The sequence below is a fragment of the Prosthecobacter sp. genome (assembly GCF_044236155.1).
Taxonomy (GTDB): Bacteria; Verrucomicrobiota; Verrucomicrobiia; order Verrucomicrobiales; family Verrucomicrobiaceae; genus Prosthecobacter.
This window is the reverse complement of the sequence record NZ_JBIIHA010000016.1, coordinates 106,149-118,176: the sequence shown is the minus strand read 5'-3', so window position 1 is coordinate 118,176 and position 12,028 is coordinate 106,149. Positions and strand designations below refer to the sequence as shown.

Genomic DNA, 12,028 nt, shown 5'->3' with positions numbered 1-12,028 from the left:
GATTGGGTTTGTTGCCACCGCTTTGTCCATAGACACTGCCTTTGTCTCCGGGGAGGATTTCCACGCTGCCTTTCGGGCCCAGCGTGGTGCATTGATGGAAGCTGTTGCTGTAGCTGGCGCGGCAGAGGGCCTGGAAGCCATCGTCGAACAGCAGCTCGAAGCTCATCGTTTCTTCCACGCCTTCGGGGAATAGCTCCTTGTGCCGCGTGGCCGGAAAGGCGCGGACGGACACCGGCACCTTGCCGGTGAGGTAACACGCGGCCTGCACGGGATAAACGCCGGTGTCGAACATCGCTCCGCCGCCAGCCATCTTCGGGTCTAGCAGCCATTTCTTGATGGTCGCGGCTCTCACCGGATCGGCGAGGCCGGCGGCATAGCCCCAGGAGAACTCATAGTTGCCATTCGAGAGGTCGCCCACCGCGCCGCCGCGCAGCGCCTCGATGGCCTTCACATGATGCGGCTCCCATTGCAGGCGGTAGTTCACGCCGAGATAGACATGGGCGGCCTGCGCGGCGGCGATCATCGCCTCACACTGCTCGGCGCTCGTTGCCATGGGCTTTTCGCACATGACGTGCTTGCCTGCTTTGGCTGCGGCGATGCTGTGCTCCGCGTGCAGCGAGTTTGGCGTGACGACATGCACGATGGCGATGTCCTTGCAGTCCACTAGCTTTGCCATGTCGGCATAGCTAAAGAGGTTTTTCACCGAGAAGCCATACTGCGCGGCCCACTCGCGACCTTTGGCGGCATCGCCCGTAATGGCTCCGGCGAAATACACGTTCTTTGCCTGAGGCAGTTCTGGCGCGATGGATTGCTTCGAGAACCCGCCGAGGCCGCAGAGGGCGACACCGAGTTTGCCTTCATTCGCGGCTTGGGCACGGACGATGGAGTTGAGGCCCACGATGGCCGGTGCGGCGAAGGCGGCCGTTTTGAGGAAGGAACGACGGGGGGTGGCGGATGGAGTCATGGAGTCTGAGGAAGATGGGTTACTGAAGTTTGGTGACGTAGCAGGCATCCCGTGTGGTCACGGCGAGGCGGCCTTCGGGGCCGAAGGCGATGCTGGTGGGCTTGCCGGGGGTTTTCAGGAGGCCGAGCGCTTTGCCATCCAAGGCGGTGATGCGGATGCCGTCCTTCGTGCAGACCCAGAGCTGGCCCTGCGGGGACAGGGCGAGGCCGTCGAGGCCTTTTTCGGTGAAGGTGGCGAAGACTTCGCGCGGCCCCAAAGTGCCGTCCGCGTTGACCGGGAAGCGGAAGACATTCGGCGTGCCGCTGTCGGAGATGAAGAGATGCTTCTCGTCCGGCGAGAAGGCGATGCCGTTTGGCTTATCGAAGCCTTCGGCGACTTTGGTGAGCGTTTTGGTCTTCGGATCAAATCGGAACACGAACTGGCCGGGCAGCTCTTTTTTGTCATTGGGGCGCTTGCTGAAAAGCCAATCAGGATCGGTGAACCAGAGCGTGCCATCGGACCTCACGATGACGTCGTTGGGGCGATTGAGCTTTCTGCCCTCAAAGGTATCCGCGAGCACTTCCACACGCTCACCTTGGGCGTTCCAGCGGGTGAGCTGCCGCGTGGTCTGCTCCACGACATAAAAGCCACCCGCGCCATCGGGACGGAAGCTGGTGGCCTCGGGCGAGTCCTTGCGCCAGACGACGAGACCGGTGGCCTCGGTCCATTTGAAGGCGAAGCCGTCATGATGCGCGGCGTAGTGCAGCGTGTCGCCGACCCACTGTGCGCCCTCGCAGCCCGCATGGCCGGAGCTGATGGCGCGCCAACTGGCGTGAGGCGGGAAAACGCCGACAAGGTCGCATTCCACCAAGGGCTCACGTGCAGGAGCGAGTAATGGAAGAAGGAGAAGGGATAGGAGCAGTCTCATTTGGGATTGCCGTTTTCAAAGATGGACTGGATTTCCGCCCCGCTAAGCACGGCGGCGTAGATGGCGAACTCGTCGATCGCCCCGTTGAGATTGCGGATGGGAAATGGATGACCTTGGGTTGGCAGTCCCCAGTTGCCCAGTTCGCACGGTCCATAGCTGATCGGGCGTCCGGCGTGATGCAGCTTCGAAACCTCACGGCTGACCTCGGCTCCATCGAAGTATTGGATGACCTGCCCGCTTTGATTGTCATAACTCACCGCGATGTGATGCCAGCGCCCTAGGCTGTCTGGACCAAAGACAGGTTTGGAGAAATAGATCTGGTTCCAGTCTCCGCCGCGTGTGATCCCATCGGGTCGATAGATGATGGAGAACATGAGGCTGCCGTCTTCATAGATCTGCCAGTGCGGTTCGCCGTTGTCGTAACCATCGGTGAGCAGCAACGAGTTGTATTTCTTGTCCACGCTGTCCACCTTCACCCAGGCAGACAAGGTGAGCGCCGTGTAACTGCCATCGAGATTCAAGCGAAGACGGTCGCCCGGCCGTTTGAACTCCAGCGCTTCCTTTGCAGGCCAGCGACCTTGTGTCCACTGAGCACCGACAGCACCGCCAGCACGCTGCTTTAGCTGAGGGGCTGCCAAGTTGCTCACCAGCCGATCCCAGCGATCATCCGGCTCATGCTGGAAGGTGTAATAAGCAATGAGACGAGAGTCTTTGCTCACCCCTTCCGACCACGCCTGCCATTGCTGAAAACGACGTTGCTCGCGCTGGCGGATCAGCCCTTGCAGTTCGCTGATGGGCAGGAAATCCTGCGGCGATACACCCGCCGTCGTGGAGGCCAATGACATGCCCACTTTCAAACTCGCGGGCGCTTTGTCCTTCGTATGCGCGATGACTTCACCATCGAAGACATGCACCGCGCTATCCTGGCCCGTCACATTCAGCGCGAACTCCGTGCCGAGGTCCTCCAGTTTCACATCCGGCGCATGCATGAGGAAGCCCTTCGCGGCGGGTGGCACATGCACGCGCACGCGACCGCTCACACAACGCGCTTCCCAAGCCGAGAGGATTTCGATCTGCGTGGCCCCCTCGATCAACACCGTCGCGCCACTGAAGAACTCGATCTGCGCCAGGCCTTTGTTCAAGGTCAGTATTCCCGGCGCAATGGTATCTCCACTGCGCACTGCAGTTTCAGCAAAGTCAGCATCCAAGGTGTCACTGACCATCGCGACTCCATTGGACGTCGCCTCTTGATCCACCGCCGCGCGAGGCCAGACGATGAATGCCAGCAGGACAATCGCCGCCGCCGAAGCAATGAGCGCAGATGTCCGCCACCGCACCGTTCGACTGATGAGCGATGGCTGCTTGAGCCTGCCGGTGTTCACCACTGGCTGCTGGAGCAAACGCGCATGTTGATCGGCGAGTTCCAAATAAAGGCGTCGCGCCTGCCAGTCATCGCGCAGCAGAGCTTCGAGTTGCGCGTGTTGCTCCGGCGTAATTTCGCCGTCGAGCTTGGCGTGGATGAGTGATTCAAGATTCATGAGAGTCCCTCCGATTGAAGCTGGCGTGTCACGCACTCGTGCAGCCGCTGGCGTAGTAGTTCCAGGTTGCGAAACAACGTGCGGCGGCTCATCGCAAACCGCTGCATCATCTCCTCTGCGCCCTGACGCATCGCGTATCGGCTGGTGACCAGTTCCTTGTCCTGCGGCGTCAGTTTGGCCAGACACCCGTCCAACAACTGAAGCCGCTGATCGAGTTCCGGCTCCATCCGTTCCCGATCATGCGCCAGCAAATCCATGACATCCTCGCCAAACAAGAGTGGCGACCGCGCTGCCTTCTCGCGATGCTTCTGCACCTGCAAATAGGCAAACCGATAGGCCCACGGCAAAAACGGCCGCGATGCATCATACGCATCGAACTTCCGATACAGCGCCAAACTGGTCTCCTGCAGAATATCCCGCGCATCCGCCTCGCAAGCCACGAGGCTGAAGATGTAACGAAACAACGGCTCCTGATGCTGGGTCAGCAGTAGGACAAGCTGTTCGGTGCGTGGGACAGATTCAGAACTCATGAGCGTGGATCACCTGTAATCCCGCGCATCTCGCTCTGAGTGCCAAAATTGTTTTCAGATGATGAGCTTTTTCATGGGTGAATGAAGTTGCTGATGGTTCACGGCACCACACGCACACTCAAAGCGGTGACCGTGACACTGGCTGCTGACGTGAAGGTGAAGTCGTTGGTGCCGCGCTTGAGTGATGGCTTCAGAGCGGCAGAGGAAAGCGTGAGGGTGAAGCCCTCTTTGACGCGTGTGGATTTCATTTCTTGGAGCGGTTGACCGTTGAGGGTGATGGCGGGTGCTGCGGTCTCGCCTTCGCTTTTGAAAAGGATCTCCAAGCTGGCTTCCTTGGCCTTCGCAGGATCGTCGGCGATGACCAGATGCACGGTGGCGGGAGTGCCGGGCTTTAATGCCAGCGGGAGCGGGCCGCCGCTCTTGGTCAGGTCGCCGTCGCCGCCGGATTCGAGGAAATATTCCTTCGGCAATCCCGCCAGCAGCGCACGGTCAGCGAACTCGTCGAGCAGTGGCATCTCGTCGCGGATGTAGAAGTTGAAGAAGTAGAGCCCGTCTGCGCCTTTCTCCCAGAGCGTGGCGATGGCGGCCCGCAATGTTTCGGGGCTGCCGTAGCGAGGAACGTTATTCCGGTTCTGCCGCTCCATCGATCCATAGACGGGAACGCCATGCCGGTGTGCGAGGTCAACCCAGCGCTCCAACGGGCACGAGGAAAAACTCGTGCCGGGACCGGCGATGACGGCGTCCAGCCAGCCCGCCTTCAGCCAGGCCTCCACGTCCAGACCGATGGAGAGCGCCTGCTCTGGCGTCACGGGCACACGGGCCAGCAGTCGCAGGGGATGCCCGCGCCGCTTGGCCGTTTCATCGAGAACGGCCCGCACATCGCGAACGAAGGCAGTCATGATTGCCACATCGACCTCACCCTTGCGGAAGAGGTCGGGAAAGCGCAGCCAGTCGAGTTCAACGCCGTCCAGATCATAGCGACGGCAGGCTTCGCGCAGCGTTTCGAGGTAATACGTCCGCACCTCGGCCCGCGAGTAGTCGAAGGCCACCGATGAAGTGCTGATGGCTGGCCTCTTGCTGGTCTTGCCTTCGAACCATGGCAGAAACTCGGTCTCCCACTCCTTGCCCGTTGGCGGCTTGAGAAACAGATGCCGCTGCGACCTGTGGAAGTCAGACCACAGGTGCGCCCAGTTGAACCACGCATGATGGATGTCATTCATGCGCATCGAGAAGAAGAAGGTGCGACCATCACGCTTCCAAAACTGAAGGATCGGCTGCAGCGGATCATCCCCAAGCGCGGCGATGTGATCACGCTTCAGTTCCCAGATGGGCAGGCCGAAGTTGCCGCAATACGAGAGGCCCTGCGTTTTTGTTTTGGCCAGCGGCCCGATGCGCGGCGCGAGCGCATCGTCGAGCGAGTGGATCTTCGGGAGCGGCAGGTATTTGCCCGCAGGCACCCAGAGACCATTGGCATGATGCTCCGGGTAGGCAGGCCACTTCAAGTCATCGCTGTCGTTGTTGAACAGGATGCGCGGCAGGCCGCGACTTTCGAGCGAGGCACCTGGGCTTGCTTCCGCAGCTACGGACAGGCTGGCGACTGGAATCACTGCCAGCTCCGCGCTGTTATTGTTCCAGAGTTCGCGACCGGTGCCGACTCGGGTGGACTTGTCGCCGCTGTTCGAGTAGCCGACGTAAAGCTTGCCGTCATGCTCAACCGCATACGGGTAGGAGAGCGCGGCACCTTTGTTTGACTCGCCGGGGCCGCCGGGAAACTCGGCGTGGCGGATGACGAACACTTTGCTGAACAAGGTCTCGCCAGGCCTGCTGACAGCGATGGTCAAAGGCGAGCGCCGTTTGCCGCTGTCCGCGGTGGTGGTGCAGACGAGGTAGCGCTGACCGGTGCTCAAGGTGCCAGCGATGGGCTTGCTCGTGGCCATCGGCAGATTGCTGGGGCGCATCTCGCTCCAGGTGCGACCGTAGTCCTCGCTGGTGGCGATGAGGGCCTCCGCTCCGCCGCCGTAGCGCGAGAGGCTCGTGACCCGCTTGCCATTCACAATGACGGTGGACTCGCCCCACATCTTCTTGAGGTCCTTCGACTGCGGGATCGGCACCACCTCCCAGTGGGTGAAATCTTCGCCGTGACTGATGGCGACGACGGCAGGATTACCCGCGCCGACCTTCAGCCCGGCCATGATCCAATTGCCGTCCTCCATCTTCTGCGGCTCCTGCATGGGCCAGAAGCCGCCTTCGATCACCGTGCCCTTCGACTGCCATTGCTGCGTGGTTTCATCGAGCACATAAGCTCGCGTGTGAACGCCCTTCATCGTGCCCGTGTAGGCTCCGTGAAAGGCCCAGAGCGTTCCCTTGTGCGAAAGGAAGGCACCATGGCTCACCCCGACGGGGCCTTCCCCAGCGTCCATCGTGCGCACCTCGCCCCAGGTCTTGCCATCGTCTTGGCTCACACAAAACCGCGCCTCCTCCGTGTCAGTGTTTTCGCCGCCTTGGTTATGGCCGAAGGAGGCGTAGAGCCGCCCCTTGTGAAAACCAAGCGCCACGCCATGCAGGAAGCGGTAGCCGTCCTTGTTGAACTCGTAGGGCTTGATGACGGAGAACCGCGCATCCTGAAGCACCGGGAGTTCAGCGGTTTTGAGCAAAGGCACACGCTCATCCCAGAGCGGCGCGGCAGGTTCTGCAGCCATCAATGAGGTGGCAGCGAGGAAGAGTGTGAGGGCGAGTTTCATGATTGAGGACATAAGAGAGAGTTACTTGCCGCTGGAGCCGTGATTCATCCCCAGCTTGCTTTTGACGAGGTTCTTCAGCGCGGCGTGTTGGCTGATGAGTTTCCCGGCCTGCACGTCTTCCTCGCGGAAGCGGGCGAAGAGGATCTCTGCTGCGCCGGTGCGCTCGCGATCATAATGGACGTAGATGTCGCCGTTCGGAGACTGCGCGATGTCGGGGTAGGAGACGTTGGCGCGTTCGTCGAGCAGCAGCTTGCCGGACCAGGTCTTGCCATCGTCGGTGGAGAGGAAGGCGGTGAGTTCTTTGCGACCATCGGTGGCCTTTGTCATGTCCTGGCCGTGACGAATGACGAGCAGGTTACCCGATTGCAGGCGGCGGATGACGGCCTTGCTGTTCACATGCGGAAAGGCGATGGACTGCGGCTCCCAGGTCTTGCCGCCATCGGCGGAGAAGCTCTGGAAGGTTTCCTTCATGCCGCGCGAGAGCATCCAGAGACGTCCGTCGTTCAACTCGGCCACGGTGTGCTCGTTGAAGCAACTGTCCTTGTAGATGATCCCACCGCGATAGCGCCAGTGGCCGCCTTCGTCATCGGAGACGAAGACGTTTGAGCCGCGCACGGCATCGAGTTCGTGGTAGCAATCCGCGAAGGGCTTGTCGATGTGCCAGCGCTCCCACAACGACACGGGCAGAATCCATTCGCCGTTCTTGCGCACGATGGGTTTGTTGATGGACGCGCCGAAGCCGATGTAAACCGGCTGCGTCCACACGGGCTTATCCGCATCGGGATCATCGCAGCGGACGAACCAGTTGCTGCAACTGCCATCGAACATGCCGACGGACTGATGGAAAAACAGCCAGAGCCGACCCTTCGGATCACACCAGAAGGAGCCGAGCCGCGTGCCCATCTTCAACCCCTGCGCCTGCGGGTCGATGACGAACACGGGATCACGCCACGATTTGCCCTGGTCATCGCTGTAGCTCGCCAGCAGGTAGGCATTCGGTCCGTCTTGCCCGCCCGCCCAACAGGTCCAGAGGCGGCCTTTCTTCGTGGACTCCATGCTCGCCGCCATCGCGAAGGGCAGATACTTTTGCCCATAGGCGGGCATCGGATCGAAGATGAGCTTCGGCGTGACGTGGATGCTGTTGAGAAGCTCCTGAGTAACTTTGACGGCGGGCTTTAAAGCATCAGCAGCATGCAGTGCAGCGAGTGGTGCAAGGAGCACGGCGGTGAGGAGGGAGAGAGTGTGTTTCATGTTAGTTTTTGAGCGTCAGCTTCCCAAAGCGAATCGAGCGGCGGTGACGCTTCTCGTCACAGCTGTCCCACACGGCGCGGAACTCGCCGGGCTCTGTTTCAATGAGCGTGGGATAGGAGTTGTGGATGCCAGAGTCGAAGAACGTTCGCTCGTCGCTCCAGGTTCTGCTCGCGGGCTTCACCTTGTAGCGCAGCGCCATGCGGCTGAAGGCGGGTCCGTCGTTGTAGATGTAGAGCTGAGTGCCGGTGCGCGACTGGCCGAACCATGCTTCCGATACGGTGTTCCAAAGCTCCGGCTCCTCCTGGGCGATGCTCCACGTCTTGCCGCCATCGGTGCTGGTGCTGGACCAGGCGCTGGGAGGATTTAGCGCACCGCCATCGAGCAGATCGCCCTCCTTTCGCCCCACAGAGGTCCGCATGACCATCTTGAGATGCTGCTGCTCGTTGATGACTGCGATCTGGCCTTCGTGCAGGAAGATTTTCCCCGGCTCGGGCTGCGGCACATAACCGCCGAGATGCCAATCAAGCAGGCTGGTGCTGCGCAGCACAAAATGCTCGCGCTGTCCGAGCGGATCGGCGCGCTTCGTGTTGCGATGCGCGGGCAGCAAATAGACCGGCTGGCCGTTTTCGATGATGCGCTGGATTTCACCGAGAATGACGAGCGGCCCCGTGTAGTGCATGGCCAGTTCGACGGGATTCCACGAGCGGCCACCATCGCCACTGTAGGCAGCGGCGAGATGCGAGTCCTCGCTGTCGGCATAGTTCAACGGGCAGCGCATGGCAAAGCACCACAGCACCTCCTGCCCGGGCGGATGGTAGAGCACCGCATTGCAATAGCCGAACTGCATCGCGCCATGCCGTTGCTCGTGGTCGAAGATCGTGCTCGGGATGCTCCAGGAGTCGCCGTCGTTGCTGGAAACGATGGCGTCGATGCTTCCCATATCGGTCTTGCCCGCGATGCCTTTTTGATAAGCCACAACGAGGTGCTTCTCCTTCCACAAGGCGATGCTCGGCTGCCCAAGCAAGGATGCACGTGGCTCTTGGTCGGCAGTGCGGACAACGCGCACGTCACGGACATCGCCAGTGGTGGCGGCGTTGGCGACTTGGTCTTTGGCGTGCAGCCCGGCCAGCGGCGCGAGCAGCAGAGCGCTGATGAGTGTGAGGGCGAGTTTCATTCAGGTTGGGTGGTTTGATCTTCGTGATTGGCGGGGCGCTTCCTCCACCATGAGGCGAGCGCGGAACTGGTGATGGCGCTCCATGGGCCGAACACCGCAGCTCCGAGCGCTGCGGCGGGACTTTGCAGGACATTGAAGGCGAGGCCGGTGGCCATGCCGCCGTTTTGGATGCCGACTTCGAGGGCGCAGGTGCGGGCATCGGTTTCATTGAGTCCGCTCAAGCGCCCGCCCCAGTAGCCGAGCAGGTAGCCGGTGGCGTTGTGACAAGCGGCGGCGGCGAAGACGGCGAGGCCGACGGAGAGGAGTTGCTCACGCGATAGCGCGATAGTGACGCCGATGATGGTGCAGATGGCAAACATCGCCACATACGGCAGCACGCGCACGAGTCTCTTCGCCACGCCGGGCAGGAGGCGTTGCACACTGAGTCCGATGAGCAACGGCACGATGACCATTTTCAAAATGGAAAACATCATCGCTCCGGCATCGATGGGCACTTCCGCGCCAGCGAGCCACTTCATCGCAAACGGCGTGATCAGCGGCGAGATGAGCGTGGACACGGCCGTGACCGTGACGGAGAGCGGCACATTCACACGGGCGAGCAGTGAGATGACATTCGACGACGTGCCGCTGGGCACCGAGCCGATGAGGATCAACCCCGTTGCCACTGCGCCGTGCAGACCAAACAGATGCGCAAAGCACCAACCGCCAAGCGGCATGATGGTGTAATGCAGCACGCAGCAGAGAATGACTCCGCGCGGCATGGTGAACACGCGGCCAAAGTCATCCAGCGTGAGCGTGAGTCCCATGCCGAGCAGGATGACCTGCACGAGCGGTGTGATGGCGGACTTCAACTCAAAATCTCCCCATGAGATGAAGGCCGCAGGAAACGTCATCGCCGCCGCCCCCGTCGCCAGCACCACGAACGTGAACCCTAGCCCCTTCATCACGCCCACCGAGCGCGAGGCCACGGCGAGCGCGATGAACAGCAGGATGAGCGTGATGCCGACGAGGGGTGACATGAGTGGCGAATCCGAAACGGGTTAGCTGAGCGAGTCAGCAAGCTTCAGCACCGCCTCCAGCGCGGGCTTGATCTTTGCCTGTTGTGCCTCAGTGGCTGGGCGCATCGGCATGCGCGGGAAGCCAGCATCCACTCCTTGCAACGACTGCGCATAACGGATGCACGCGGGCAGATTGTAATGATCGGTAGCATTCCAGAAGCGCAGGATCGCCTCGTGAAGCAGCCGCGCATTGGCGTGATCGCCCTTCGCCACCGCATCACGCAGCAGGGCCGTCGCACGCGGAATGCCGGAAGGCGTGGCCGCAATCACGCCCGGCGTGCCGAGGCAGAACGAGGGATACATCAGCGCATCCACCGCGCTGTAAATTTTGCGATCCTTCGGCGCATTGATCATGAGATCGGCGAAGAGCTTCAAGTCGCCCGCGCTTTGTTTGATGCCCATCACACCCGGCACCTCATTCATCAGGCGCACCGTCAGTTCCGGCGAGAGATAGCACCAGTGCACCACATTGTAGATGATGAGCGGCATGCCCGTCTCCTCGTGGATCACGCGGAAGTGCTCGATCATCATCTCATCATCCGGACGGAAGAGGTAATGCACCGGCGTGAGCTGAATGGCGTCCACGCCGAGACCTGCCACCGCCTTGATGCTGCGAATCGCCTGGCGAGTGCTGTCGCAAATAGTGCTGGCGACGAGCGGCATGTCCGCTGGCATTGCCTCGCGCACCTCGCTCACGCAGGCGCGGAGTTCATCGGCGTCCAAGGTCTGGCCTTCGCCAGTCGAACCACCGACCGCGAGGCTGTCGGCCCGCTCACGAACGAGGAACTCCACCTGGCTGCGGATGGACTTCGGCATCAGTTCGCCGGAGGAAGAAAAGGGCGTCGTCATCGGAGCGATGACACCAAAGGGGACTTTGTCGGGCATGATCATGGGTGGTTGCGGTGAGATGTTTGATTTGGCATAAGTAGGCGCCATCGGAATGATCAAACGTGTCGAGAATCACGTTTTCAATTCATACAGACAGCGCTGCCTACCTTTGACCTCTGCCGCATACCCAGAAGCCCGATTTCGCATATTGTAGCCATGACCACCACTGAACAGCGCCGACTCTCCGAACTCCGTTCCTTGCTGGAAGGCTTCGCCGCCCGCCATGCGGCCACTCACGCCGCCACCTCTCCCGAGAAGCTCAAGCAACTGCGCTCCATCTTGAAACGGCTCACCAAAGCCCTGCGTGCCCGCGACTACAGCGGCTTTCGTCACGCGGACCTCGAACTTCACGAAACCATCGTCAGCCTCGCCGACGTTCCCATGCTCAAAGAAACGTGGCGCATCGTCTGGGACAGCCTCCGAGCCCTTCACAAGCAGGGTTTTGACGATTGCTTCCCGGACTCCCGAACCATCGCAGAGGAACACGAGCATCTCGTCGAAACGATTGCCCTCGGTGATCCCGCCGCCGCCGAAGATGCAGCCCGCACCCACGTCGAAGCCGTGTGGTTCCGCCTCGCCGAGCAAACCAAGTCCACCACCGAACCCGAAGGCGATCCACTCCAACGCGCCGTCGCGCATCTCGTCTTCCGTCTGCATTGCCCGCTGAAGCTCACCCACGTCGCCAGCAAGATCGCCTTTACCAGCCCCGGCAATCTCTCCCGACTCTTCCGCCAACAGCACGGCCTCAGCTTCCAAGCCTACCTGCAAAGACTCCGCCTCGAAAAAGCAGCCGAACTCCTCCGCACCACCCGACTCCCCATCGCCCGCATCGCCAAACGCGTCGGCTACCGCGACGTCTCCCGCTTCGGCCAGCACTTCAAACGCCTGTTTGGAGCAACGCCCGCTGCGTATCGAGTTGCCGAACAACGGTGACGAACGGCTGAGCACGTGCGCGTGTCGGATTGGTCGTGGTTGCC

Annotated in this window: 10 protein-coding genes; 1 reads left to right on the top strand and 9 read right to left on the bottom strand. The window is 61.2% G+C overall.

The window, feature by feature from the left end; all coding sequences use genetic code 11:
• From ACILSE_RS14820 to ACILSE_RS14780, 9 genes are all read right to left on the bottom strand, one after another.
• Positions 1–964: Gfo/Idh/MocA family protein (locus ACILSE_RS14820; protein WP_395718188.1), on the bottom strand; the 964-nt coding region annotated here is incomplete at its 3' end.
• Between the two features lie 19 nt (positions 965–983).
• Complete coding sequence (locus ACILSE_RS14815; protein WP_395718187.1) at positions 984–1,871, bottom strand: SMP-30/gluconolactonase/LRE family protein; 888 nt, start codon at positions 1,869–1,871, stop codon at positions 984–986.
• A complete protein-coding gene (locus ACILSE_RS14810) occupies positions 1,868–3,409 on the bottom strand; it encodes a LamG-like jellyroll fold domain-containing protein (RefSeq protein ID WP_395718186.1) in 1,542 nt (513 codons plus the stop codon). Before ACILSE_RS14810 ends, ACILSE_RS14815 begins: the two co-directional genes overlap by 4 nt.
• Entirely contained in the window at positions 3,406–3,939 is a 534-nt protein-coding gene (locus tag ACILSE_RS14805; RefSeq protein ID WP_395718185.1) for a sigma-70 family RNA polymerase sigma factor, read from the bottom strand. Before ACILSE_RS14805 ends, ACILSE_RS14810 begins: the two co-directional genes overlap by 4 nt.
• A 98-nt stretch (positions 3,940–4,037) precedes the next feature.
• Complete coding sequence (locus ACILSE_RS14800) at positions 4,038–6,680, bottom strand: exo-alpha-sialidase (RefSeq protein ID WP_395718184.1); 2,643 nt, start codon at positions 6,678–6,680, stop codon at positions 4,038–4,040.
• Between the two features lie 21 nt (positions 6,681–6,701).
• Positions 6,702–7,931: a sialidase family protein gene (locus ACILSE_RS14795; RefSeq protein ID WP_395718183.1), complete on the bottom strand. Its 1,230-nt coding sequence runs from the start codon at positions 7,929–7,931 to the stop codon at positions 6,702–6,704.
• A 1-nt stretch (position 7,932) separates the two neighbouring features.
• Complete coding sequence (locus ACILSE_RS14790) at positions 7,933–9,105, bottom strand: sialidase family protein (RefSeq protein WP_395718182.1); 1,173 nt, start codon at positions 9,103–9,105, stop codon at positions 7,933–7,935.
• Complete coding sequence (locus ACILSE_RS14785) at positions 9,102–10,124, bottom strand: bile acid:sodium symporter family protein (protein WP_395718181.1); 1,023 nt, start codon at positions 10,122–10,124, stop codon at positions 9,102–9,104. Before ACILSE_RS14785 ends, ACILSE_RS14790 begins: the two co-directional genes overlap by 4 nt.
• 21 nt (positions 10,125–10,145) lie before the next feature.
• Positions 10,146–11,048 (bottom strand): dihydrodipicolinate synthase family protein, encoded by a 903-nt coding sequence (locus ACILSE_RS14780; protein WP_395718180.1) that lies wholly within the window; start codon positions 11,046–11,048, stop codon positions 10,146–10,148.
• 159 nt (positions 11,049–11,207) lie between these two features.
• Here ACILSE_RS14780 and ACILSE_RS14775 point away from each other — a divergent pair, with 159 nt between their 5' ends.
• Positions 11,208–11,984 carry a helix-turn-helix domain-containing protein gene (locus ACILSE_RS14775; protein ID WP_395718179.1) on the top strand — a complete coding sequence of 259 codons (777 nt, stop codon included), beginning with the start codon at positions 11,208–11,210 and terminating at the stop codon, positions 11,982–11,984.
• The last annotated feature ends 44 nt before the right edge of the window (positions 11,985–12,028 follow it).